Below are 24,420 nucleotides of genomic sequence, written 5' to 3'. Positions count from 1 at the left end.
AGCTGCAGGCCCTACCGAGGACTCCGTGATGCCGCGTACCCATGCCGCGTTGTGGCGCGACCCGGCCCTGCCGCATGTCGAGAGCCGCCGCGCCTGCCATAGCCGGGCCTGCTACAAGGCCCACAGCCACCCGACGTTTTCCATCGGTGCGGTGGATGCTGGTGTCAGCCATTTTACTGGCGCCGGCAACGGCCAGGAACGCCTGACGCCTGGTACGCTGGTCATGGTCCCGGCCCAGCGTGTGCATGCCTGCAATCCCGAACCCGGGCAGGCCTGGAGCTACCAGATGCTGCATGTAGCTGGCGACTGGCTGGCAGAATTGCGCCTGGAGTCGGCGCTGGGCGGCGCCGGCCCCGGTGAACCGGCACGTATCTGCCGGGACCCGGAGTTGTATCGGCAGTTCTGCGAGCTGAATCGCTTGCTGTTTTCCAGCGCCAGTAGTGCGCAGAAGGATGCCGCGCTGATTGCCTTCCTGGGTGACCTGGATGTTACCGCGCATCCACCGCTGGCGCCGGCACCGGCGCTGGGGGCGAGCGCCTTGAGTGGACTGCTCGCTCGCATCGAGGGCCTCGACCCTGCGCAGTTGAGCCTCGATGCACTGGCCCGCGAGTCGGGGTTTGGGCGTTACGCGTTGATCCGCGCCTTTCGCGCGGCCACCGGGTTTACCCCGCATGCCTACCTGCTCAATGCGCGGGTCAACCGTGGCCGCCAGCTGCTCGGTGAAGGGCAGGCGCTGGCAGAAGTGGCCTACCGGCTGGGTTTTGCCGACCAGAGCCATTTCCAGCGGGTGTTCAAGGCCTATGTGGGGGTGACGCCCGGGCAATACCGAGGGGGCTGAAGGCGCGCGTGGGCGGCACAGGCTGGCGGGCTTTGCAATATTGTTCAATACGCTGTGGACGCTAGAAGGCAGAGTCTGGCTTTTCCACCACCGCAGCCACCCCTCCATGCAGCAGTTCCTGATCATCGCCCTCGCCCACTTTCTCGCCCTGCTCTCCCCCGGGCCGGATTTCTTCCTGGTCGCACGCACCTCCATCAGCAGCGGCTGGCGGGTCGCCAGCGGCGCCTGCCTGGGTATCGCCCTGGCCAATGGCGCATTCATCGCCATGGCCTTCACTGGCCTGTCGGTGCTACAGGAAGGCAGCCCGCTGTTCAGCGCCCTGCAACTGGCCGGTGCCGGTTACCTGTTGTACATCGGCGTGCTGTTCCTGCGCCACGCCGGGCGCTCCGGGCTGGGCGGCGTCACGGCCAGCCAGGCTGTGGCAGGCTGGTGGCGGAGCCTGGGCATGGGCTTCCTGTCGGGCATTCTCAACCCGAAGAACGCGTTGTTCTATGCCAGCCTGGCCAGCATGGTCGCCAGCACCGGCGCCGGCTGGAAAGCGGCCTGCGCCCTGTGGCTGTTCAGCATCGTGCTGCTGTGGGACCTGCTGGTTGCCGTGGCCATCGGCAACCCAGTGGTGCTGCGGCGTTTCGCTCGCATCCTGCCGTGGCTGGAACGGGCCTCGGGGGTCATGCTGGTGGTATTGGCCTTGGCGCTGTTGCTGCACCTGGCGCAGCGCTGAGCAGTTGCAACGTGGCCAGGTCCATGAGGCTGAAATGGCCGCTGGCCCAGCCGCCGGTATCCAGGTGCCAGACATTACCCAGCTGTTTGGCCTGCAACACCGGCGTGTGGCCGACCAGCAAGGCCCGCAGGCCTTTCACCGGCCGGGTATCGCCTTCCTTGAGGCGCCGCCGCGACCACTGGCACACCTCCAGCATCTCGGGGTCGTCATCCAGCTCCAGCCAGGTACGCAACACCTCCCAGTCGGCAAACGGACTGTCGGCATGCAGCAGGCCAACCAGGCCGCCGGCGGTTTCCACTTCGAGGGCAATGGGCAGTTGCTCGAAGCGTTCGACAAAACGCAATTGCTCGCCCGGCGGCAGGTCGAGAAACCAGCCACCGCCCGCCGCACGATACATGTCCAGGTCGAGCCGCCCACCGCGCAGGCGGGTGATCGCCAGCGCTTCGTGGTTACCCTGCACAGCATGCAGCCAGGGCTGGGCCAGCCATTCCAGCGCAGCTTCGCTGTGCGGCCCGCGGTCGACCAGGTCGCCGACGCTGAACAGGCGGTCCACCGCCGGGTCGAACCCCACCGCCTCCAGGCACGCCTGCAGGCGCTGGAAGTGGCCGTGGATATCACCCACTGCCAGGTCCCGTCCCCGCGTGTTGGCGGCTACCCGCCGAAACCGTTTCATGGCAATGTCCCTCTGCTGCTGCCGCCTTGCCGGAGTAAAATGGGGGCACGCCCGCGCCACTGCGCAGGTGCATCATGCATACCGTGCTCAGGTGTGCCGTGCTCATGGCCTTGTCACTCCACAGCATGGCACACGCAGCACCTGCCGCGCAGGTCGAAGTGCGCTTCGACCACCCGGAACAGTTCCGCGATGCCAGCCTCGGCAGCCACGGTCACGAACGTGGCGCCGATGCCTATGTAATGAAAACCCTGACCGGTACTTGCAGAAGCTGGGCCGGCGCTACCTGCAACCGGGCCAGCGGCTGGCCATCGACATCCGCGATATCGACCTTGCCGGGCGCTTCGAGCCCTGGCACGGCCAGGCTTACGGTGTGCGCTTCATGCGTGATATCTCCTGGCCGACCATCGACCTCAGCTACACCCTCAGCCAAGCTGGCAAACCCGACCGGCAGGCCCGGGAGCGGGTCAGCGACAGGATGTGCCTCAGCCGCCCAGGCCGGCTCACTGGCAGCAACGACCGCCTGTATGCCGAGAAAACCATGCTGGACGACTGGTTCCGCCAGCGTTTCGCCGCTCGTCCATCGTTCTGAAAATCCTTCACTGGAACAGGCGTTGTTAGCGGGAGTATGCTCGACTCTTCAAACTGCCAGGGATGGTTTTTCATGAAACTGTGCGCCGTGCAATCAAGGTCTTTCAAGGGCGATGTGCAAGCCAACCTGGAGCGCCACCTGGCCTGCATCGAGCAGGCCGCGGCCCTCGGTGCCGAACTGGTGGTGTTCCCGGAACTGTCGCTGACCGGTTATGAGCCAACCCTCGCCCGCCAGGCGGCCCTGCCAGTCAGCGCCGCACGGCTGGACCCGCTGCAGGCAGCCTGCGACCGGCTTGGCATCACCGTTGCCGTGGGCCTGCCGCTGCCGACCCCTGAAGGTATTCGCATCGGCATGCCGATCTTCAGCCCCGGTGTGCCGCGCCAGGCCTATGCCAAACGGCGCCTGCATGATGACGAGCTGCAGTACTTCACGCCAGGCGACCAGGCATTGCAGCTGCACTTGGGCGAACATCGCGTGGCGCCGGCGATCTGCTATGAGTCGATGTTCATGGCACACGCGGTGGCAGCGCGCGAGCAGGGCGCCGACCTGTACCTGGTCAGCGTGGCGAAAACCGCAAAGGGCATCGACGAAGGTCATGCGCATTACGCCGAGGTCGCCCGCGAGCTGGGCATGCCGGTGTTGCTGGCCAACTGCGTGGGGCCGGCCGACACCTTCATCGCTGCCGGCGGCTCGGCGGCCTGGGACCGCCAGGGGCGCTTGCTGGCCAGGCTGGATGATCACGGCGAAGGGATGATCGTGTTCGACACCCGTAGCGCTGCAGCTATCGCTGTGTCCCTGTAGACCGCTCCCGGCATGATCTATTTGACTCTGGCAGTGCTGAGCTATGCCTGCACTTACTACCTGAGCGGTCTGCTCATCCAGGGCCAACTGGCTGATGTCGCCGAGGGCCTGCGCCACCGCCCCGATGCGCCGACACCCGGCGAGTACCTGCGCAGGGTCAGGCCATACGCACGCCGAGCCCGGCGCCAGTACACCCTGCTGGCCGGCTCGATACTGGCCGTGTTGGCCTGCCTGGTCGCCAGCTGGTTCTGACAGGCTAGAAGTCCAGCGCCAGGCTTTGCCGGCCCTCCAGCGCCAACAGGTACTGCTTGGCCGCGAGGCCGCCGGCGAAGCCGGTCAGGCTGCCCGAAGCACCGATCACCCGGTGGCACGGGGCGATGATCGAGATCGGGTTGCGGCCATTGGCGGCACCTACCGCGCGCACCGCGGCAGGGTTGCCGATATGCCGGGCGATGTCGCTGTAGCTGCGGGTTTCGCCAAACGGTATCGCCAGCAGCGCGGCCCAGACCTGGCGCTGGAACGCAGTGCCGGCGAAATCCAGCGCCAGCTCGAAACGCTGGCGCTTGCCGGCGAAATACTCGCTGAGCTGGCGGGCGGTTTCCAGCAGCACCGGGCACCTGTCGTCGCGGTGCAGGGTGCCGAGGCGCACGCGGTTTTCCCGTTCCGTTTCCCACAATACGGCGGCCAGGCACTCGTTACGGGCCACCAGGGTCAAGGTGCCGACGGGTGACTGCATGAAAGTGAATGCGCTGGACATGGCTGGCTCCTGCGAGATTGCGTTGCGCCCACTGTACGCATGCACAACCTCGCCTGCATCCGCTTTCTTGCCCTCGCAATCAGGCAACCGGCCGGGCCTGTGCCGTCACTGTATCCAGCGTCTGGCGAATGCGCTTCTTGTCGAGCTTGCCCACGCTGGTCTTGGGGAGCTCTCCTACACAGCGTACTTGCCGAGGTATCGCCCACTTGTTCAACTGCCCCCGTTCGACAAACGGCTGCAGGTACCCGGCCAGTGTGGCCTGGTCGAACTGCATGCCGTCACGGCAGACCACCAGCGCCAGCGGTTGCTCTCCCCAGTGCGGGTCCGGAATACCGACCACCGCTACCGACGCGACGGACGGGTGCTGGCTGATCAGGCTCTCCAGGGCTACCGAGCTGACCCACTCGCCGCCGGTCTTGATCACGTCCTTGATTCGGTCACGAATACGTACCACCCCCGCCGCATCGATGCAGGCCAGGTCTGCGGTGTGCATCCAGCCGCCCAGCCACAAGGCTGCGCCCTGCTCCGGTTCGTGCAGGTAGCCTTGGGTCAGCCATGGCGCGCGCACCACGATTTCACCCAGGCTTTCGCCGTCGTGGGGCACCTCCCTGCCCTTACTGTCGACGATGCACAGGTCCACCAGGGCAATCGGCACGCCGGCTTCGATACGCAGCGACAGTTGCTCGGCCATGGGCAATGCCAACTGCTCGGCGCTGAGGTGGGTGATGCTGAGCAGCGGACAGCTTTCCGACATGCCGTAGCCACAATGCACGCTGATGCCGCGCTCGCTGGCGCGCTGCGCCAGGGCCATGGTCAGGGCGCTGCCACCCAACAGCATCTTCCAGCCCGCCAGGTCGGCGCGCCGCCCCTCGTCGCAGTCCAGCATCATCTGCAGCACCGTGGGCACGCAGTGGGAAAAGGTCACGCCTTCCTCGCGGAACAGACGCACCAGCCGGTTGGGCTCGTAGCGCCCGGGGTAGACCTGCTTGATGCCCAGCGCCGTGGCGACATAGGGTATGCCCCAGGCATGCACGTGGAACATCGGGGTAATGGGCATGTACACGTCGCCTGTGCGCAGCAGCGGCGCTTCGCCACAAGCCGCCAGGGTGCCCTGCTCGACCAGGGTATGCAGCACCAGTTGCCGATGGCTGAAATACACACCCTTGGGGTTGCCGGTCGTGCCGCTGGTGTAGAACAGCGTGGCCAGTGAGTGCTCGTCGAAGTCGGCGAACTCGAACTGCGGCTCGGCAGCCGCCAACAACCCTTCGTACTCGCCCAGCAGCGGTACGCCCTGCGGTTCGGGGTCAGCGTCGCTGAGGCGGATGAAGCCCTCGACCGTCGGCAGGTCATCGCGTAACTGCGCCATCAATGGCAGGAAGTCGTCATGCACCAGTACCAGGCGGTCTTCGGCGTGGCTCATGGTGTAGCGCACCTGCTCGGCAGACAGCCTCACGTTCACCGTATGCAGCACCGCACCCAGCATCGGTACGGCGAAGAAACATTCCAGCGCACGGTGGCTGTCCCAGTCGAGCAAGGCCACGGTGTCGCCAGGCTTGACCCCGGCAGCGGTCAGTACATTGGCCAGGCGCTGGATACGTTCGAGCAACGTTGTGTAGCTGTAGCGCAGCTTGTCGGCGTAGACGATCTCCTGGTTGGGCTGGTAGCGCACGCCCGACAACAGCAGGCGCTTGATCAACAGCGGGTAGGCATAGGCCTGCTCGGCCGCCGGCATGATACGGGTGGGGACTCTGGTAGCCTTGTTCATAGCTGGCCGGCCTCGAGCAGGTACAGGCTGTCGCTGCCGGCTCTGACACTGGCGCTCAGCGAATGGATGCGCGGCAGCAGGCGTGCAAAGTAGAACCGCGCGGTGCCCAGCTTGCCATGGTGGAACGGCTCGGGCGCCGGGTGGCCCTGGCAGACCACGGCCATGCGTGCCCACAGGTAGGCATAGAAGGTGTAGCCAAACACGTGCAGGTACTCCACCGCCGCCGCACCCAGTTCGCGCGGGTTGTCCTGGGCGCGGTCGAGCAACCAGGCGGTCAGCTCGTCGAGATTGCGCACGGCCGCCAGCAGCGGTGCGCTGAACTCAGCACAGGCTGCGGGCAGCGCCTCGGCAAACGCGCCGATTTCGGCGGACACACTGCGATAAGCCTGGCCACCATCGGCCAGCAGCTTGCGCCCCACCAGGTCGAGGGCCTGGATGCCGTTGGTGCCTTCGTAGATCTGGGTGATGCGGCAGTCGCGGATCAACTGCTCCTGGCCCCACTCACGGATGTAACCATGGCCGCCGAGCACCTGCTGGCCGTGCACGGTGGTCTCCAGCCCCATGTCGGTGAGGAACGCCTTGGCCAGCGGTGTGAGCAATGCCACCCTGGCCTCGGCACGGGCGCGCGCGGCGGCGTCTTCGCTGTACTTGGCCAGGTCCAGTTGCAGCGCCACATACGTGGAAAACACCCGCCCGCCTTCGTTCAACGCTTTCATGATCAGCAGCATGCGCCGTACGTCCGGGTGGACGACGATCGGGTCGGCACTTTGCGCCGGCGCTGCGGCGCCGTTCGGCGCGCGGCCCTGCAAGCGGTCACGGGCGTAGGCGATGGCGCCCTGGTAGGAGCGTTCGCCCAGGGCCAGCCCCTGGATGCCTACGCCCAGACGCTCGTAGTTCATCATGGTGAACATGGCATTGAGGCCCTTGTTCGGCTCGCCGACCAGGTAGCCGATGGCATCGTCGAAGTTCATCACACAGGTGGCCGAGGCCTTGATGCCCATCTTGTGCTCGATCGAACCGCAACTCACCGCATTGGCTTCGCCCAGCGCACCGTCGGCGTCAACCAGTACCTTGGGTACCAGGAACAGCGAGATGCCCTTCGGCCCGGCGGGCGCACCCGGCAACCGCGCCAGCACCAGGTGGATGATGTTCTCGGTCAGGTCCTGTTCACCGCCGGTGATGAAAATCTTGGTTCCGGTTATGCAGTAGCGGCCATCGGCGCTTGGCTCGGCACGGGTGCGGATCAGCCCCAGGTCGGTACCGGCATGCGGCTCGGTAAGGCACATAGAACCCGTCCAGCGCCCTTGGTACATGGGCGGCAGGTACAGCGCCTTCAACGGTTCGCTGGCATGGTTGAGCAGCGCCAGGCAGGCTCCGGCGGTAAGCATCGGGTACAGGCCGAACGACAGGTTGGCGGCATTGAGCATTTCCTCGAGCTGTGCGCCGATCACTTTCGGCATGCCCATGCCGCCATATTCCGGGGCACCGGCAACGCCCACCCAGCCATCGGCAGCGAATGCCCGGTAGGCATCGGCGAAACCGTCAGGGGTATGTACCTGCCCGGCGTCCCAGCGGCAGCCTTGCTCGTCTCCCCTGCGGTTGAGCGGCGCCACCACCTCGGCAATCAGCCGGCCGGCCTGTTCGAGCACGGCCCGGGCAGTGTCGCCATCGACCTGCTCGGCCAGGGCGGGGGTCAGCGCCCACCAGGCCGGGATGTCGAACACTTCGTTGAACAGAAAATCCATGTCGCGCAGTGGTGGAAGGTAATCAGACATGAGGCGAGCACTCGGTTTCTTGGGTTTGCGGAAGCGGCGTGGCCTGGGCCTCGGCAGGCACCGAAGCGGCCAGGTCACGCAGGAGGAAGTGCGATAGCGCAGGGATCAGCACCAGCGCGCCGAGCATGTTCCACAGGAACATGAAGGTCAGCAGCAGGCCCATGTCGGCCTGGAACTTGATCGGCGACCAGGCCCAGCCGACCACCCCGGCCGCCAGGGTGATGCCGACCAGCCCCACCACCCGGCCAGTGAAGGCCACGGCTTTCTGGTAGGCCTGGGCCAGGCTCAGCCCGGCACGCTGGTAATGCAGCTGCACGCTGAGCAGGTACAGCGCGTAGTCCACGCCGATGCCAACGCCCAGGGCGATCACCGGCAAGGTGGCAACCTTGATGCCAATGCCCATGGCCACCATCAGCGCCTCGCACAACGCCGAGGTGAGCATCAGCGGCAGGATCGCCACCAACGTGGCCCGCCAGCTGCGGAAGGTGAACAGGCAGAACAGCGTGACAGCCAGGTAGACCAGCACCAGCATGCGATTGTTGGCCTCGCGCACCACGACATTGGTGGCCGCTTCGATACCGGCACTGCCGGCAGCCAGCAGGAACTGCTGCCCGGCGCTGCTGTTGGCCTGGGCAAAGCGCTCGGCCACGGCCGCCACCTTGGCCAGGGTGTCGGCGCGGTGGTCCTTGAGGTAGGCAATGACCGGCATCAGCGAGCAGTCGTTGTTGAACAGCTCCGGGGCATTGACCGAGGCCTGCTGGGCAGCGTAGTTGAGCACGTCCTGGTTGCGCTGCAGGCTGTTCAGGCGCGGGTTGCCTTCGTAGGTACCGGCAGTGATCTGGCGTACGGCGTTGGCCAGCGACACGGTAGTCTGCACCTCTGGCAATTGCTGCAGTTCCCAGGCCAGGCGGTCAGCCAGGATCAGCGTCTGGTATTGCAGGCAGCCTTCCGGGGCGGTCTTGACCATGACCGCGAAAGTGTCGCTGGACAGCGCGTAATGCTGAGTGATGTAGGCGTTGTCGCGGTTGTAGCGCGAATCCGCGCGCAACTCGGGTGCGCCACTGTCCAGGTCACCGACCTTCAGCTGCTGGCTGCCCCAGATACCGACTGCCCCCAGCGCCAGGGCTGCCAGCAATGCGGTGCTGGCCCATTTGCGTTCGGTGAGGCGATCGAGCAAGTCCCAAAGCCGACCGAAGCCTCGATGCCGCGCGGCACGGGCATCAATAGCCAGCGCTCGCTCGGCTGCCTTGCGGCCGACCCCGACATACGACAGCGCCACCGGCATCAACAGCAACGAGGTGAAGATCAACACCGCCACACCGATGCTCGCGGTGATGGCCAGGTCCTGGATCACCGGGATATCGATCAGCATCAATACGGCAAAGCCCACCGCATCGGCCAACAACGCAGTGACCCCGGCGGCGAACAGGCGGCGGAAGGTATAACGCGCAGCCACCTGACGGTGGGTGCCACGGCCAATGTCCTGGAGAATGCCGTTCATCTTCTGCGCGGCGTGCGACACTCCGATGGCGAAGATCAGGAACGGCACCAGGATCGAATACGGGTCGATGGCATAGCCCAGCCAGGCAACGAGGCCCAGCTGCCACACCACCGCGGTCAACGAACACAGCACCACCAGCAGCGTACTGCGCACGCAGCGGGTATAGGTGTAGATGATCGCCAGGCTGGTCAGCACTGCGAGGGCGAAGAACGCCATCACCTGAACCAGGCCGTCGATCAGGTCGCCCACCAGCTTGGCGAAGCCGATCACATGGATACGGTATTGGCCGCTGGCCTGGTACTGGCTGCGTAACTGTTCGAGCTTTTCCGAGAAGGCGTGGTAGTCGAGGCCTTTGCCCGTGGCCGAGTCCTGATCGAGCAACGGCACGATCAGCATGCTCGACTTGAAATCACGCGCCACCAGGCTCCCGACGATATTGGCGCGCTCGATGTTCTGCCGCAGTTGCTCGATATCGTCTGGCGCGCCGTGATAGCTGTCGGGCATCACCGGGCCGCCCTGGAAGCCCTCCTCGGTCACCTCGGTCCAGCGCACCGCCGGGCTCCACAGCGACTTCAACCAGGCTCGGTCCACGCCCTGGCTGAGGAACAGCTCGTCGTTGATGTGCCGCAGGGTCTGCAGGTAACCCGGGTCGAAGATGTCGCCCCGGGTGTTCTCCACTACCACCCGCACGGCATTGCCCAGGCCACGCAGCGATGAGCGATGTTCCAGGTAGTTGTGAATGTAGGGGTGGCTTTGCGGCAGCATCTTGTCAAAGCTGGGGCGCAGCTCAAGACGGGTCAGCGCCATGTAGCCCAGCACCAGGGTGGCCAGCAGCATGCCCAGCACGAACGGCAGGCGGTGGTTGAACACCAGGCGCTCCAGGCCGTTGCCCGAGTGCGCGTCAAAATCGTCGAGGTTGCGGATTACCGGTAGGGTGTCTTGGCGGGTAGCGGCCATCGGGGTCTTCTCTTGTCATGGGTGCAGCGTGGAATTACCGACCGGGTTGCGCACGCCCCGCTCACCCACCAGCACCAGGCCGTTGCCGGTGTCGATAGCGAGCGCGGTCACCGGGCCCCGGGTGCTTTGCGGCACGGGGCTGAAACTGGCACCGTCATCCCGGCTGAACAGCAGGTCGCCTGCCTGGCTGGCCAGCCACAGCGTTCCTTCACGGTCGACCCCGGCAGCGCTGATGCTGGTAGTGATACCGGTGCTTACCGGCTGCCAGTGCTGGCCGCCGTCAGTGCTGCGGTAGACGTGCCCACGCAGGCCGTACACCAGCAGCAGGCCGGGCTTGCCCAGCGCGCCAAACAACGTGCCGGCATAAGGCGTTGCGACACGGATGAAGCGCTCGCCATCACGCTTGAGCAGCAGGCCCTGCTCGCCGGTGATGTACAACTCTTCACCGATGGCGGCCAGGCTGGTCAAGTGCAGGTCTTGCGGGTTGTCGCCATGGCCGAGCCAGGGTTGCCAGTGCTCGCCGCCATCCGTGGTGTGCAACAACAGGTTGAACAGGCCCACCGCATAGCCGTTGCGCGCATCGCTGAACCACACATCGAGCAGGGCGTTGTCACTGCCCGAGCCCGGCAGCCGTTCGGCCAGCAGCCGACCATCCAGTTGCTTGTGCCAATGCACACCACCATCGCGGCTGTGCAGCACCACACCGTCATGGCCGACCGCCCAGCCCAGTTCGGCGCTGGCGAAGCTCACGGCGTTCAGGTCGGCGCTGACCGGCACCTGGGCTTGCTGCCAGCGCGCGCCGTGGTCGTCGGAATACACGATGTGCCCGCGCGGCCCCACCGCCACCAGGCGTTGCCCGGCCAGGGTGACATCGCGCAAGGTGCTGCTGGCAGCCAGCGCAGTGGGCATCGCAGGCAGGTCCAGCACATCGGTGAAGGGCGCCGCCTGTACCGCGCCCTGCAGCGTGGCCAGGGCCAGCATCACCACGCTGCATCGTTTGAAGACAGACATTGCCACCTCTGCTCGGTAGGTTCAGCGAATACCGTTGCCGGCCAGCGACTCGGGCGACCACTGGGTTTTCGACAGTGGGTCGATGTAGCGGATGCCGCCGTAGGCACCAACCACGCCGTTGAGGTTGTAGGTGCCGCCGATCAGGTCGTAGATCATGAACGGCGTGGCGTCCGGGGTCTGCTTGTCGTAGCTCTGGGTGAGGAACGCGAACGAGCCGCGGTACAGCTGGCCACGGGCGTCGTACTGGTCCGACGCCAGGGCGATCCAGCTGTCTTCGTCAAGATAGAAGCGACGCTTGTGGTAGATGTGGCGCGCGCCGTCCTTGAGCTTGCCTTCCACCACCCATACCCGGTGCTTCTCCCAGCGCACGAACTGCGGCGCCAGGTGGTTGGGCGTGATCAGCTGCTTGACGTCGGTGTTGTAGGTCAGCTGGTAGGTGTTGTACGGCACGTACATTTCCCGCTTGCCGACCAGGGTCCAGTCGTAGCGGTCCAGCGCACCGTTGAAGACGAATACATCATCATAGGTCCCCGAGCCCGAGGTGCCCGGGTTGGGCGTGTCATAGGCCAGGTTCGGCGCCAGCTTTACCCGGCGCTGGCCAGGCAGGTACTGCCAGGCACTGCGGGGCTGCACCAGCGGGTTGGCCGCATCGCGCAGCATCATCGCTTCGCCGGCGCGGCGGGCAGGCCCGGTGTACACCAGCTTCATCTGGTAATAGGTGTCCTTGGCGCCGATCGGCCTGGCCATGTCCTCGTAGATCGGGTAGCTGATGTTGGCCTGGCCGGTGGTCGAAAGTGATGGCTTGCCGGCTGCATCGACGTTCCACGAGTCGTACTTGGCGGTCATGCTCACGCCCTGGTAGCGCAGCAGGAAGTTCCACATGGCCTCGGCGCCGTTCTGCGGAATCGGGAACGGGATGCCCGGCAGTACGTTGTCCACTGCGGTGCCACCCTCCTTGCTGTTGGCACCGGTGGCGTTCTTGCGGGTGTTGTCGAGCACCGCCTGGGGCAACGCCACGCTGCGGTGGGTCGGGTAGACATCGACGCGGTAGCTGGGGTAGCGCTTGAGCAGCTCGAAGGTGGTGGCGGTCAGCTGGTCTTTGTACTGCTCGGCGTTCTTGCCATCGATGACCAGCACCGGCTTGTCGCTGGCGAACGGGTCGGGGCGCATGCTGGCACCGGTCTGGTAACCCGGCGGTGGTGCCAGCAGGCCGCCCTGGTAGGCCGGGATGGAGCCATCGGCATTGCCACCCTTTTCCGCGCCAATGGCGGTCAGGCTGGTGCCCAGGCGCGCGGCCTGGTCATTGGAAACAGCGGCCTGGGCAGCATTCAGCGCAGCCAGGGACAGGCACGAGGCCAGCAGGGTACGTACGCATTTCATGATGTTTGTCTTCCTGTGCAGGCTCTGGGAAAGAGGACTCAGAAGGTCGTCTTGACAGTGAGATACAGGGCGCCACGGTCCTCGGTGGTGGCCCCGCCACCGGAGAACGAGGCATAACCGCCGCCGTAGCAGGTGTAATCCTGTTCGCCGTCCAGGGCGTTGGGGGTGCTGCCATCGGTCTGGCCATCCTTGCAGGCCTTGGTCTCACCGAAGCTGTCGACGTACTTGAGGTCGACGAAGTACTGGTTGTAGAGCGCGGCGCTCACGCCCACCGCGTAGTTGCCGGTGTTCTCGGCGCCGCCGCCCTGCACCGGCGACACGCCGTCGACGCCGACGTTGACCGATAGCGGCATGCTCAGGTCCATGCCCGGTAGCACCTGGTACCAGGTGGGGGTGAAGTTGACGGCGATGCCCCAGTTGTCGCGGGTGGCCTTGTCGATGCCGCGGTAGCTGCTCTTGCCCTTGTACAACGCCGCGTTGTGGCTATCGAGCTTGAGCAGGTTGCTGTAGAACAGTTCGCCAAGCAGGGTTGCCGAGTCGAACAGCGGCGTGTCGGCAATGGTCATCAGGCCGCTCAAGGTCCAGTGCAGGGTGTCGCCGGTGGCGCTCAGGCTGTCGCCATCCTTGGGCACGTCGTAGATCACGCCACTGCTGGGCAGGCGTGCCGGCAGCAGGCCGAAGCCGCCGCCCAGGCCAGCTTGGCCGGGGGCGCTGACGATTGTCGGGATGCTCGCCAGCGGCATGTTGTGGCGGATGTTCAAGTCGCTGCCGACACTGACGCCGCCGACATCCTTGGACAGGCTCACGCCGTAGATATCGATGTCGTCGGCATAGGCGAACTGGTAGGTAGTGCTTTGCAGCGAGTTGTAGAGGTTGCCGACCGCGCCCTGGCGGCTGCCCGGCGGGTTGCCGAACGGGCCGTTGGCGACAGTCATGCCGCGTGCATCGAGCCAGGCTTGCGGGAGGATCTCGGATGTCTTGCGGTAGTAGAACCCGAGAGTGCCGCCCAGCCACTCTGGCGACCATTTGGCCATGACGCCCCAGTCGCCGCTTTTGCCCGGTTTCAGATCATGGCCACGGCGGATGCTGGTCAGCGCACCGCGCAGCGGAATCAGCCCCGGTGTGCCGGTGTGACCGAGCAGGAAGCTTTGGGCGCCCTCGCCTACCACGTCCGAGCCGCCATAGTAGGTACCAGCTTCAGGCAGGCGGGCAGCATCCCAGTCGAAGAAGTATTGGGCACCCAAGGTCAGTTCGGCGTTGACCAGGAACGAGGTCGACAGCTGGTTGCGCGGCACGAACAGTTCCTTGGCTTCAGTGCCCGGCGAGGCAGCCAGTTTGGCCAGGTCCAGGCCGGACTGGCCGTAGCTCAGCGAGTGCACCGGGTTGAGCAGGGTTTCCCCCCAGAACAGGTTGTGCTGGCCGAGTTTGGCGCTGACCTGCGAGGCCTCGCCGACTTCACGGCTGAAGAACACGAAGGCATCCAGCACTTCACCGGACGGGCCACTGTAGTAACGCTGGGCGTAATTGCTCAGGTGCGGGCTGCCCAGCGGCACGCCGGTACCGGGCAAACCATTGAGGCTGGGGTTGATACCGGACTGGTCACCGTTACCGTTGACGAACGGGTTGCTGTTCGAACCGGTGTTGTCGTAGGCCTTGTCATACCAGCTGGCGGTACTGACACGGAAACCGGTATTGCCTTGGTAGACCACGTCCAGCTCGGTCAACAGGTCGATGCGGTTGGCAATGTTGGTGCCGGCCTTGCGGAAGTTGTAGTCACCGTCGTTGCTGTTGGGCGTGCCCAGCAGGCGCTGGTCAGCGCTTTCGGTGCGCACGCCATAGTTGTACTTGACGGTGTTGTCGAAACGCACGGCCCAGTTTTCGTCGCCAGTGTCGACTTCGAACGCTTGGGCGGCAGGCAGCGAGAGCAGACTGATGGCGCAGGCGAGCAGGCAGCGCTGTGGTTTCACAGCACGGTGAATGCGGTGTTCTGGCATTACGATGGCTCCACATATTGTTATTGTTTTTTACGCCGCCCGTCTCATGCGGGCGTGGCTGGGGCGTCCATGCGCTATTGCAGGTTCGGGTTATCCAGACGACGGACCAGGGCTTCGGCCAGTGGCCAGTGACCGAAGCCGGAAGCCGGGTTGAGGTGTCCAACGGCACCCAGGCTGACCAGTTCGCTGCCCCAACGACGGGCCAGGTCGCCAGCCGCGGTGTAGCTGGCCAGGGGGTCGTTGCTGCTGGCAGCTACGATGCTCGGGAATGGCAGCGCTGCCTCCGGCACAGGCGCCCAGCCGTGCTCGGCCAGGCTGGCCGGGCTTGGGTAGTGGGCCGGCCAGGGTGCGCCGAGGTCCGGTGGCGCCGCCAGCAGTGCCCCTTTGACTGCGCGCTGATAGCGCGCGGCCCAGTGGGCGACCATCAATACCCCGGCGCTGTGGGCCACCAACAGCACCTCGCCCTCGATCTGCTCCAGTTCACGCTGGATCGCCTCAACCCTGGCCGTGCAGCTCAGCCGGTCAACCTGCAGCGGCGGTACGCTGCGGACCTTGGCCAGGCGGCTGGCGAGCAGGGTCTGCCAATGCCCGGCGACATGCTCGCGCAGGCCAGGGACAATCAACACGGTGGCAGTGGTTTGCAGTTTGTCCACGTTGAACCTCGTATCGGGATGCAGCTCTTGAGGTTCACAGTAAACAGCGCGCCCTTGGGGTGCTTCACATTGCGCGTCAGAGGCTTTTCATTTGATGACAAAGGGCTTGCCAGGCTTTGCTTTTCAATTCATGACACGCAGGCTATAAGGCACACAACGCATGTCGGCATACCCAACATGGAAAACAACAATAATGCCTGCCCTCGTCCGTGCCGCCAGTTTGACCAACTACCTCGAAGTGTCCCGCCACCTGGGCCTGAACCCGCATGCATTGCTGGCGCAGGTCGGCCTCAGTGCCGCGTTGCTCGATGACCCCAACCGGCGGATCCCGGTTGCCAGCGTCATTGCCTTGCTGGAAGCCTCGGCCAGCGCCAGCCACTGCGAAAGCTTCGGCCTGCGCATGGCCGAATTGCGGCAACTTTCGGATTTCGGCGAAATCAGCCTGCTGCTCAGCCACCAGCGCACCCTGCGCGATGCCTTGCAGGTGATCGTGCAATACCGACACCTGCTCAATGACGCCCTGGCCATTCATATCGAGGAAGCCGGCAAGACGGTGGTCATTCGTGAGGAGGTGATCAACGGGCGCGCACCCTGCAGCCGCCAGGCCACCGAACTGGCCATCGGCGTGATGATGCGCCTGTGCGCGGCCCTGCTGGGTGCCCATTGGCACCCGATCAGCGCCAATTTCACCCACGCGGCCCCGTCCGACCTGGCAACTCATCGGCGTATTTTCGGCTGCACGCTGGTGTTCGGCAGTGAGTTCAACGGTATCGTCTGCCCCGCCGCCGATCTCGACAGCGCCAGCCCCCAGGCCAACGAAGCCATGGCCCGCCTGGCACAGCGTTACCTGGACAGCCTGCCGGCAGGCGGCACCCCGTCGCTGGAGCTGGAACTACGCAAGACCATCTACCTGCTGCTACCCATGGGCCGCGCGACCATCGAGCAGGTGGCACAGACGCAGGGCATGAACGTGCGCACCTTGCAGCGGCGCCTCGAAGAAAACGGCTTGACCTTCAAGCACCTGATCAACGGCGTGCGCCGCGACCTGGTGATGCGCTACCTGGAAAACCCCGGTTATTCGCTGGGGCGCATTGCCGACATGCTCGGTTATTCCATGCCCAGTTCATTCACCCGCTGGTTCATCGCCCAGTTCGGCATGCCGCCGGCCAGCTGGCGGGCCCGGCACGATGAAGTGTAGGAGCGGATTTATCCGCGAAGCAGGCGACCCCGTGGACGGCACCGGCTTTGCCGGTGATCGCGGCTGAAGCCGCTGCTACCAGTGAATGCGTCAGGCGGAAGGTTGCAGCCCCCAGTGCATCAACGCCAGCACCAGCAGCACCAGAAACACGCTTTCCCCAACCATCAGCGCAATGGGTTTGAAGCCGACAGAGGCCAGCGCCTTGAGCTGGGTCTTCATACCCAGGGCACTGATCGCCACCACCAGGCAGCCGCGCGACAGGTCATTGATGCCGCCCTGCACCGCCACCGGCACCCACCCGGTGCTGTTGAGGCAGGCCAGAAGCAGGAAGCCGACCGCAAACCAGGGCAACAAGGGTGGCCGCTGGCCACCAGTTTCAAGGCCGTGGCGACGGGTGATCATCGCCGCGCAGACAATGACCGGCAGTAGCATGGCCACCCGCATCAGCTTGACCACAGTGGCGATGTCACCGGTCTCGGTGGACATGCTGTAACCCGCCCCCACCACCTGAGCCACATCGTGGATGGTTGCGCCAAGGAAGACCCCGGCCTCAGCAGGCGACAAGTGCAGCCACTGGACAATCATCGGATACAGGATCATCGCCAGGGTCGACAGCGCCGACACGCCGATCACGGTGAACAGCGTCGCATGCTCCTTGCGCGGGTGCTGGGGCAAGGCGGCAGCCAGCGCCAACGCCGCCGAAGCGCCACAAATGGCCGTCGCCCCTCCGGTGAGCATGCCGAACAGCCGTGAAAAACCCAGCGCCTTGGCCACCACCACCGAGGCGAAGATGGTCACCACCACCAGGGTGACCACCAGAACCACGGGTTTCCAGCCAAGGCTGGCGATCTGGTCGAGGGTGATGCGCATGCCAAGCAGCGCTACACCCAGGCGCAGTACTGTGCGCGCGGTGAATTCGATGCCGGCCTTGCAGGGGCCATCGAACGCGAGAAAATTCAGTGCCATCCCCAGCAGCAGGGCAAACAGCATGACTGGCGCCCCATAGTGCTCACTGAGAAAGCTGGCGGCAGCGCCCACGATCAGGCTGACCACCACCCCTGGGGCGAGGGCGCGGACGCGTTGATGGGCAGCGCTCAATGCCAGTGTGTTCATTGCTCCGCCTCCTCATTATCAAACACGATGTAGACCTGCCCACCCTGTTGTTCGACCGGGTAACTGGCAACCTTCAATGCCGTGGAATTCACCAGATAGCCGCTGGCCAGGTCGAAACGCAGGCCATGCGCGCAGCACTGGATGACCCGACCTTCCAGGCGCCCGCTGCACAACGACGCGCCCTGGTGCGGGCAGCTGTCGTCGATGGCGTAGAGCGAATCGGCGACATTGAACAGCGCGACGCTGCGCCCTTCGCAGGTCAACAGCGCACGGCCGTTGCGCTCCGGGACCTGGCTGGGGGCCAATGCAATGCGCCGGCTCATGCCCGTTCAACCTCTTGCAGGGCTGCGATCATGGCGGTGAACAGCACCTCGGCGGGTTGCGCGCCAGCAATGAGTGGCCCCTGGTTGAAGCGAAATCGCGGCACGGCGCTGCCTGCGCGCCCTGCCCCATCGAGGAACGGGCTGCCGTCGTCGCGCAGGCAATCGGCAAGCTGAACAGCTTGCAGCCCGAAACGCCGGGCGATGCCGAGCAACACGCGGCTATCCCCCAGGTCACGGCCCTGGTGGAAATAGGCAATGAATAGTTGTGCCAGCAAGGCTTCCTGTTGCGAGGAACCCAGCAACCCGGCGGCCCGCTGCAGCAGCCGATGGGCATTGCCGGTATTGGGCATGCGGCGGATGCGCGAAAAATCGATGTCTTCACCGACCACGCTCGCGGCGGCGCGCACCTGCGCCTGGCGCTCGCGGAGCGCCTCCTCGCTGCCCAGGCGCTGCAGGTAGAACGCATGGAACGGCAGGCCGCTGGCCGGTAAGCCTGGCAGCAACTGTACGCCGCGCCAGTGCAGTTGGACTTGCAGCTGTGGCCGTTCGCGACGCAACAGCAACAGGGCGGCCTGCAGGTGCCGCTGGCCGATCAGGCACCATGGGCAGACCAGATCGAAGAACACCTCGACGGACAACAACTGTTTCACGGTTTCAACTCCCGGGGTGCGCCGGCAGCTTCGTGGGCCGGCGTGTGCAGACGCTCCATGTCACCTTGGTAATGCCGTTTGGCAAGGAAGAACACCAGCGCTGCGCCGATGCTCATCAGCGGTACCAGTTGGAAGGCCGCCTGCAGGCCGATCAGGTCGGAGATACGCCCGGTGACCAGCGGCCCGGTGGCCAGGCCCAAGAGGTTGTTGGCCAGGGTCAGGGTGGCGAATGCCGTGCCGTGCACCGCAGCGTGGGTGAGGTTGGCGACCATCGCACTGGACGGGCCGTTGGTGCCGGCGGCAATCATCATGCCCAGGCAGACAAGCACCAGCTGGGCGGTACCGGCTGGCAACGCGAAGGCAATGGACAACAGCGCGCAACTGCCCAGGCAATAGGCGATGGCCAGGCTGATCTTGCGCTCCGGGCGGTGCCGCCCGAGGCGATCGCAGAGCATGGCGCAGAGGATCATGCCAATGCCGCTGCACAGCACGATCACTGCTGCAATCGCCCCGGCGCGGTCGGTGTCCATGGCGTAATAGCGGTTCAGGTAGCTGGGTATCCAGACGATCACTGTGCCACCGACGAACAGCTGCAGGCCGCTGCCGACATAGGCCGCGATGACCGAACGGCTGCTGTACAGGCTGCGTAGCGGTCGGCTGGCGTTGCCCTGCATCGGTTGGACGCACTTGGGAGCAATGCGCGCTTCCTTGACGATCAGCGGGTACAACGCTGCCAGCATCAGGCCGAACAACGCCATGCCGGCGAATGCCCAGCGCCAGCCCAGGTGCTGGGCCAACACGCCGCCCAAGGCTATGCCCAATACCGAGCCGAACATGCCGCCGGCCATGAAGGCGCCGGCCAGGGTCGAGCGCATGTCGCGAGGGAACACGGCGACCACCACGGCGATGCCGACACTGCCATAGGCCGCCTCGCCGACCCCGACCAGAAAGCGCGCGATGAACATTTGCGGATAGTTTTCGGCCAGGGCACAGCCGAGGGTGGCCAGGCTCCACAGCACTGCCATCAGTACCAGGCTGCGTACCCGGCCGAAGCGGTCGGCCAGCAGCGACAACGGGAAGGTCAGCAGGCCGACCATCAGCGCGACGATGCCGCTGAGCAGGCCGAGCTGGCTGTCGCTCAGCGCCCATTCGCCCTTGAGCAGCGGGAACACTGCATTGAGCACCTGGCGCGACATGTAGTCGGAGATCAGCAGGCCGAAGGTCAGGGCGAAGACCACCCAGGCATAGCGCCGGGGGACGCTGTGGGCAGTGTCGGTGCCGGGTTTTTCGGCGCTGGCGAGGTAGGTGGCCATGTTGCCTCCTTGGGTGTGGGGCGTGAGGTTGTTCTTGTTGTTATGGGTTACAGCCAACATTCGTGTTGCTTTTGCGGGCCTCTTCGCGGGCTCGCCCGCTCCCAGAGGGACAGCGGCGACCTTTGGGCCAGTACCGCACCTGCGGGAGCGGGCATGCCCGCGAAGAGGCCGGGCCCTGCCGTACCTGCATCAGCCGCGCTGCGGCACGCCCTTCACACCCGGCTGGCGATTCGGCGCCATGCCGTTGGCCTTGAGGGTCTGCTCGATGCTGTCGTACTGCTGCCCGATGCGGTAGATGGCGCGGGCTTGCTTGCCAGTGGCAATCTCCCGTCCGAGTTCATGGGCCACGCGCACGGTCTGCTGGATCTGCTGCACCGAGGTGAAGCGCTTGCCCTGCTGGTCGATGATGGTGTCTTCGTTGCCACAGCGCGGGTGCAGGCCCATGGCCAGGGCCATGGTGTTGAACGGCAGCACGTTCTTCAGCAGCGACTCGGCGGTCAGCGTGCAACCGTCCGGCGCGCGGTGGATGAAGTTGAAGAAGTTGAACGGGTTGGGGCCGTCGAAGCCGCCACCAATGCCGATCCAGGTCAGGTTCAGCGGGCCCATGTAGTCACCGCGGCGGACGATGCGCTCGAGGGTTTCCAGGGCATGCATGCCGGTCAGCTGGAAATGCGGCTGGATGTTGCTGGCCTGCAGGCGGCGCAGGTGTTCGCGCACCCAGGCCGGGCCGGCCGGCACGGTCATCTCGCTGTAGGCGGCATGGATCGCCGGGCTGGCCAGCGAGGTGCCTTGCAGGTATTCGGGGTACAGCAGCTCCATGATGTTCATCTGCGTGGTGTTGATGGCGACGGTCACCTGGTCGGGGCGCGGCGTCAGCTCGGCAAGCATGTGCCGGGTGTCGTCCGACAGCCACTTGGCCGCCTCGCCCTCGCTTTCCGGGGCGAAGGAAATCGACCCGCCCACCTGGATGATCATGTCCGGCACCGCTTCGCGCACCCCGGCAATCAGCTCGTTGAACTTGGACAGGCGCTTGGAGCCTTTGCCGTCCAGTTCACGCACGTGCAGGTGCAACACGGTGGCGCCTGCTTCGTAGCAGTCGACGGCCTTCTGCACCTGCTCGTCCATGGTCAGCGGGATATCTTCCGGGAAGTCTTCGGGCATCCACTCGGGGCCATAGGGGGCCACGGTGATCACCACCTTTTCCATGTTTTCCGGGTGCAACGAATCGTCGAAGAATTGCATGCTGTAGTCCTCGCTATTGTTATTGTGCGGTTGCCGCCGAGCGTGGCGGCCGGCCTAGAACGTCGGGCTGCCCTTGATCCCGGCGCGCTCCATCTTGCGATGGCACGGCGGGTAGTCCATGACGGCGTAGTGCTGGGTGCTGCGGTTGTCCCAGATCGCCACGCTGTCGGGTTTCCAGCGCCAGCGCACCTGGTACTCGGGCAGGTAGGCCTGGCTGATCAGGTAGCGCAGCAGGTCACCAGCGCCGGGGTTGGCGTCCTGGCCGAAGCGCACCCGCTGCGGGGTGTGGTAATTGCTGAAATGGGTGGTGAAGGCGTTGACGAACAGCACCTGTTCGCCCGTTTCCGGGTGCGTGCGCACCACCGGGTGCTCGGCATCAGGGAACTGCGCCTTCAGCGCCAGGCGCTTTTCCAGCGGCATGGCGGCACCAAAGCTGGCTTCGATGCTGTGACGGGCGCGCAGGCCTTCGATCCTGGCCTTCACATCGCTCGGCAGGTTTTCATACGCCAGTACCATGTTCGCCCACATCGTGTCACCGCCCACCGGCGGGCATTCGATGCAGCGCAGCACGCAGCCCATGGGCGGTGCTTCGCGCCAGGTGGCATCGGTATGCCAGGCGTTTTCATAACGGTCATTGGGCTGGTCCGGGCACTTGTAGATCTGCACCAGGCCCGGATGCTCAGGGTCGCTCCCAGCCACCGGGTGGTCTTCCAGGTCGCCGAAGCGGCGGGCAAAGGCGACGTGTTCGGCGCGGCTGAAGTGCTGGTCACGCAGGAACAGGACACGGTGGCGGAGCAACTGCGCGCGCAGCTCGGCGAACAGGTCGTCGTCGTGAATCGCGTCGGCCAGGTTGACCCCGCCTACCTCGGCACCGATCGCGCAGGTCAGTTGTTCGATGTGCATGCTGTTGCCCTCTTCAGATGACGAAGATCGACGAGCCGGTGGTCTTGCGCGCTTCCAGGTCACGGTGGGCCTGGACAGCATCCTGCAACGCATAGTGCTGGTTGATTTCGATACGGATGCGCCCGCTGCTGACGTGGTCGAACAGCTCGCCGGCCAGGTCGGCCTTTTCCGCCGGGTCGGCGATGAAGTCGGCCAGTGCCGGGCGCGTGAGTTGCAACGAACCCTTGACCGCCAGCAGCTGCGGGTCGAACGGCGGGATCGTGCCCGAGGCGGTGCCGACGCAGACCATCAGGCCACGGCGCTTGAGTGAATCGAGCGAGCCCATGAAGGTGCTCTTGCCCACGCTGTCGAACACCACGTTGACCCCTACCCCGTCGGTCAGCTCACGCACGCGCGTGGCCACGTCCTCGACGCTGTAGTTGATGACATGGCTGCAACCATGCGCGCGGGCCACTTCGGCCTTGGCCTCGCTGGACACGGTGCCGATCACGTTCAGCCCGAGCAACCGCGCCCACTGCGCGACGATCAGGCCGACCCCACCCGCGGCAGCATGCAACAGCAGGCTGTCGCCAGGCTTGAAGTCATGCAGCCGCCGCAGCAGGTAGGCGCTGGTCAGCCCACGCATGGTCATGGCCGCGGCCGTTTCGAAGGCGATGGTGTCCGGCAGCTTGATCAATGCGGCAGCCGGAATCAGGCGTTCGGTGCAATAGGCGCCCAGGGTATTGAGAAAGCCGGTGTAGGTGACCCGGTCACCGACCGCCACCTGGGTCACGCCCTGGCCCAGGGCCTCTACCACGCCGGCAGCTTCCACGCCGATGCCGTTGGGCAGCGGGATCGGATAGGTGCCGTTGCGGAAATAGGTGTCGGCGTAGTTCAGGCCAACCGCCACCTGGCGCAAGCGCACCTGCCCCGGGCCGGGTTCGCCGACCTCGGCGTCCTCGTAGCGCAACACCTCGGGGCCACCGGTCTGATGGAAACGTACGACTTTGGACATGCTTGTCTCTCCAATCATCGATCTGGACGCCAGGCGTCAGTTCTGGGTGATTGGACTGTAAGCCCTTGGCGTGCGGGGCGCTTCGCATCGGACGACAGCGGGTTTTCATTTCATGACAGCGCGGCTGCCGAGCTGCGCTGCGCACTCGCTGATTTATTCATGAGCCACCTTGATGGTTGCCCATGGCCAGACTAATACTTAGGTCTCTGCCTGGGGAGGCACGAAACATGCAACCAAGATTCGTTATCGTTCCGGCTGTACCGATCGAAAAGGAGTCGTTCCACCTGGGTGGTCGCTATTACGCCGCTACCGTTTGCGGGGGCTTCGACATCTACGACAATCAGGCCAAGGAACGGCTCAAGCCCAGTTATCCAAGCAGGACGGATGCGCAGGTGCACTGCGAGCAGATGAACAAGCGCTTTGATGCAGGGTGATCGCCGCCATCCGGCGCAGGTGACTGCCTCGATCCGGTGGCTTTCCAGCGGAGCACTGCCATGAGCAAACCCTTTCCGGTCATGATCCTGGCGCTGACAGCGCTTTCTGCCTGCGCCTCGAACTCGGCGCAGTACCGCGACCAGCCACTGGTGGCGAAAGTCGACAACGGCATGAGCAAAGACCAGGTCGTTCAGATCGGCGGCAAACCTGATGCCGAGACCAAGCGCACGGCGGTACCTGGCACGTGTTTCGACTACCTGCTCGGCAAGGCCGGCAACCGCCAGCCCTACAGCGTCAGCTTCGATGGCAGCGGCAAGGTGGACCACACGGCGTTCATGACCTGCGCCGAGTGGAGCAACACCCAGCGCAAGGCCCGCCTACCCAGCATGGGCGGCTCAAGCGGCTCGGGCTACTGAACTCATTCGAGGCATTCTTTCGCGGCCTGGCGCAACTTGTCGCCTGACAGGAAACTGCCCTTGTAGAAGGTCGCGCGGCTGCCCTGGCGATAATCGACCACGTCGAGCACATCGTCGGACGCTACCGCGCTGGGTGCCGTCAGCCGGTAGCCGTGAGCAATGGATTTCTGCGTGGCCTGTGGCGCCAGCGCTTGCCACTTTGGCAGTACGCAGGCGGCATACTGCTGGGGCGATTTGTTGGTCAGTTTGCTGGCAGTCGGTTTACCGGGGCTGGCGCAGCCAGCGAGGCTGGCCCCGAGCACAGCGGCGAGAAAGATACGAAAGGTAGACATGTGCAATTGCCTGTGAGGAATCCGCGGCATTCTAGCGGGGGGCGCGAGCCGATACCAACCAACCAAAGTAGCGCAGCGATTCCCGG

The 24,420-nt window shown here is 65.0% G+C and carries 24 protein-coding genes and 1 pseudogene; 8 read left to right on the top strand and 17 right to left on the bottom strand.

The features are described 5' to 3' along the window. Positions 1 to 28 precede the first annotated feature (28 nt). Both ACVWZT_RS20980 and ACVWZT_RS20975 read left to right on the top strand, forming a co-directional pair. The gene (locus ACVWZT_RS20980; RefSeq protein ID WP_296233263.1) at positions 29 to 838 is read left to right on the top strand and encodes a helix-turn-helix transcriptional regulator; all 810 of its coding nucleotides are present in this window, start codon (positions 29 to 31) and stop codon (positions 836 to 838) included. Between the two features lie 106 nt (positions 839 to 944). After that, a complete protein-coding gene (locus ACVWZT_RS20975) occupies positions 945 to 1,559 on the top strand; it encodes a LysE family translocator (protein WP_457471151.1) in 615 nt (204 codons plus the stop codon). Here the strand turns inward: ACVWZT_RS20975 and ACVWZT_RS20970 are convergent. Then, a complete protein-coding gene (locus ACVWZT_RS20970) occupies positions 1,507 to 2,232 on the bottom strand; it encodes a metallophosphoesterase (protein WP_457471149.1) in 726 nt (241 codons plus the stop codon). The genes ACVWZT_RS20975 and ACVWZT_RS20970 overlap by 53 nt on opposite strands. Before the next feature lie 74 nt (positions 2,233 to 2,306). Between ACVWZT_RS20970 and ACVWZT_RS20965 the strand changes: the two are divergent. The 3 genes and pseudogenes from ACVWZT_RS20965 (at position 2,307) to ACVWZT_RS20955 (ending at position 3,874) form a co-directional block, all read left to right on the top strand. Then, positions 2,307 to 2,821, top strand: a pseudogene (locus tag ACVWZT_RS20965) (DUF3016 domain-containing protein). A gap of 72 nt (positions 2,822 to 2,893) precedes the next feature. Continuing rightward, positions 2,894 to 3,622: a carbon-nitrogen hydrolase family protein gene (locus ACVWZT_RS20960; protein WP_296233258.1), complete on the top strand. Its 729-nt coding sequence runs from the start codon at positions 2,894 to 2,896 to the stop codon at positions 3,620 to 3,622. 12 nt (positions 3,623 to 3,634) lie between these two features. Continuing rightward, entirely contained in the window at positions 3,635 to 3,874 is a 240-nt protein-coding gene (locus ACVWZT_RS20955) for a hypothetical protein (protein ID WP_457471147.1), read from the top strand. Positions 3,875 to 3,878: 4 nt separating this feature from the next. Here ACVWZT_RS20955 and ACVWZT_RS20950 read toward each other — a convergent pair whose 3' ends face one another. The 8 genes from ACVWZT_RS20950 to ACVWZT_RS20915 all read right to left on the bottom strand — a co-directional run bounded on the left by ACVWZT_RS20950 (position 3,879) and on the right by ACVWZT_RS20915 (position 15,415). Continuing rightward, entirely contained in the window at positions 3,879 to 4,379 is a 501-nt protein-coding gene (locus tag ACVWZT_RS20950) for a methylated-DNA--[protein]-cysteine S-methyltransferase (RefSeq protein ID WP_296233256.1), read from the bottom strand. Positions 4,380 to 4,458: 79 nt separating this feature from the next. Further along, the gene (locus tag ACVWZT_RS20945) at positions 4,459 to 6,144 is read right to left on the bottom strand and encodes a fatty acid--CoA ligase (protein ID WP_457471145.1); all 1,686 of its coding nucleotides are present in this window, start codon (positions 6,142 to 6,144) and stop codon (positions 4,459 to 4,461) included. Then, the gene (locus ACVWZT_RS20940) at positions 6,141 to 7,919 is read right to left on the bottom strand and encodes an acyl-CoA dehydrogenase C-terminal domain-containing protein (protein ID WP_457471144.1); all 1,779 of its coding nucleotides are present in this window, start codon (positions 7,917 to 7,919) and stop codon (positions 6,141 to 6,143) included. Before ACVWZT_RS20940 ends, ACVWZT_RS20945 begins: the two co-directional genes overlap by 4 nt. Next, positions 7,912 to 10,377 carry an efflux RND transporter permease subunit gene (locus ACVWZT_RS20935; RefSeq protein ID WP_457471142.1) on the bottom strand — a complete coding sequence of 822 codons (2,466 nt, stop codon included), beginning with the start codon at positions 10,375 to 10,377 and terminating at the stop codon, positions 7,912 to 7,914. Before ACVWZT_RS20935 ends, ACVWZT_RS20940 begins: the two co-directional genes overlap by 8 nt. Before the next feature lie 15 nt (positions 10,378 to 10,392). Further along, positions 10,393 to 11,388: a WD40/YVTN/BNR-like repeat-containing protein gene (locus tag ACVWZT_RS20930; RefSeq protein ID WP_457471140.1), complete on the bottom strand. Its 996-nt coding sequence runs from the start codon at positions 11,386 to 11,388 to the stop codon at positions 10,393 to 10,395. Between the two features lie 21 nt (positions 11,389 to 11,409). Next, the gene (locus tag ACVWZT_RS20925) at positions 11,410 to 12,768 is read right to left on the bottom strand and encodes a DUF1329 domain-containing protein (RefSeq protein WP_296233248.1); all 1,359 of its coding nucleotides are present in this window, start codon (positions 12,766 to 12,768) and stop codon (positions 11,410 to 11,412) included. A gap of 38 nt (positions 12,769 to 12,806) precedes the next feature. Then, positions 12,807 to 14,762: a DUF1302 domain-containing protein gene (locus ACVWZT_RS20920; protein WP_457471138.1), complete on the bottom strand. Its 1,956-nt coding sequence runs from the start codon at positions 14,760 to 14,762 to the stop codon at positions 12,807 to 12,809. A gap of 74 nt (positions 14,763 to 14,836) precedes the next feature. Further along, on the bottom strand, positions 14,837 to 15,415 hold the full coding sequence (locus tag ACVWZT_RS20915) for an RBBP9/YdeN family alpha/beta hydrolase (RefSeq protein ID WP_296233246.1): 579 nt from the start codon (positions 15,413 to 15,415) through the stop codon (positions 14,837 to 14,839). Between the two features lie 193 nt (positions 15,416 to 15,608). Between ACVWZT_RS20915 and ACVWZT_RS20910 the strand changes: the two genes are divergently transcribed. Then, positions 15,609 to 16,613, top strand: a complete 1,005-nt coding sequence (locus ACVWZT_RS20910; protein ID WP_457471136.1) for an AraC family transcriptional regulator — start codon at positions 15,609 to 15,611, stop codon at positions 16,611 to 16,613. 90 nt (positions 16,614 to 16,703) lie between these two features. On the opposite strand, the gene ACVWZT_RS20905 is transcribed toward ACVWZT_RS20910, so the two are convergent. The 7 genes from ACVWZT_RS20905 to ACVWZT_RS20875 form a co-directional block, all read right to left on the bottom strand. Further along, positions 16,704 to 17,726, bottom strand: coding sequence for a YeiH family protein (locus ACVWZT_RS20905; protein ID WP_457471135.1), 1,023 nt, complete (start codon positions 17,724 to 17,726; stop codon positions 16,704 to 16,706). Further along, complete coding sequence (locus ACVWZT_RS20900) at positions 17,723 to 18,049, bottom strand: Rieske (2Fe-2S) protein (protein ID WP_457471133.1); 327 nt, start codon at positions 18,047 to 18,049, stop codon at positions 17,723 to 17,725. Before ACVWZT_RS20900 ends, ACVWZT_RS20905 begins: the two co-directional genes overlap by 4 nt. Continuing rightward, a complete protein-coding gene (locus ACVWZT_RS20895) occupies positions 18,046 to 18,699 on the bottom strand; it encodes a DsbA family protein (RefSeq protein ID WP_296233241.1) in 654 nt (217 codons plus the stop codon). Before ACVWZT_RS20895 ends, ACVWZT_RS20900 begins: the two co-directional genes overlap by 4 nt. After that, positions 18,696 to 20,012 carry an MFS transporter gene (locus ACVWZT_RS20890; protein WP_296233239.1) on the bottom strand — a complete coding sequence of 439 codons (1,317 nt, stop codon included), beginning with the start codon at positions 20,010 to 20,012 and terminating at the stop codon, positions 18,696 to 18,698. The genes ACVWZT_RS20895 and ACVWZT_RS20890 overlap by 4 nt, the downstream gene beginning before the upstream one ends. A gap of 189 nt (positions 20,013 to 20,201) precedes the next feature. After that, positions 20,202 to 21,254 carry a BKACE family enzyme gene (locus tag ACVWZT_RS20885; RefSeq protein WP_296233238.1) on the bottom strand — a complete coding sequence of 351 codons (1,053 nt, stop codon included), beginning with the start codon at positions 21,252 to 21,254 and terminating at the stop codon, positions 20,202 to 20,204. Between the two features lie 54 nt (positions 21,255 to 21,308). Then, the gene (locus tag ACVWZT_RS20880; RefSeq protein WP_296233237.1) at positions 21,309 to 22,157 is read right to left on the bottom strand and encodes a TauD/TfdA dioxygenase family protein; all 849 of its coding nucleotides are present in this window, start codon (positions 22,155 to 22,157) and stop codon (positions 21,309 to 21,311) included. Between the two features lie 13 nt (positions 22,158 to 22,170). After that, a complete protein-coding gene (locus ACVWZT_RS20875) occupies positions 22,171 to 23,151 on the bottom strand; it encodes a quinone oxidoreductase family protein (protein ID WP_457471130.1) in 981 nt (326 codons plus the stop codon). Between the two features lie 227 nt (positions 23,152 to 23,378). On the opposite strand from ACVWZT_RS20875, the gene ACVWZT_RS20870 reads away from it, so the two are divergent. Together ACVWZT_RS20870 and osmE are read left to right on the top strand one after the other, a co-directional pair. Then, positions 23,379 to 23,585, top strand: coding sequence for a hypothetical protein (locus ACVWZT_RS20870; RefSeq protein WP_457471129.1), 207 nt, complete (start codon positions 23,379 to 23,381; stop codon positions 23,583 to 23,585). A 60-nt stretch (positions 23,586 to 23,645) separates the two neighbouring features. Next, entirely contained in the window at positions 23,646 to 24,002 is a 357-nt protein-coding gene (osmE, locus tag ACVWZT_RS20865) for an osmotically-inducible lipoprotein OsmE (RefSeq protein WP_296233233.1), read from the top strand. 2 nt (positions 24,003 to 24,004) lie between these two features. Here osmE and ACVWZT_RS20860 read toward each other — a convergent pair whose 3' ends face one another. Beyond that, positions 24,005 to 24,364 (bottom strand): hypothetical protein, encoded by a 360-nt coding sequence (locus tag ACVWZT_RS20860; RefSeq protein WP_457471127.1) that lies wholly within the window; start codon positions 24,362 to 24,364, stop codon positions 24,005 to 24,007. Positions 24,365 to 24,420 lie beyond the last annotated feature (56 nt).

The sequence above is a fragment of the Pseudomonas sp. TE21394 genome, from assembly GCF_054057835.1.
The sequence above is the reverse complement of the archived record's forward strand: the minus strand, read 5'-3'. Positions and strand labels throughout refer to the sequence as shown.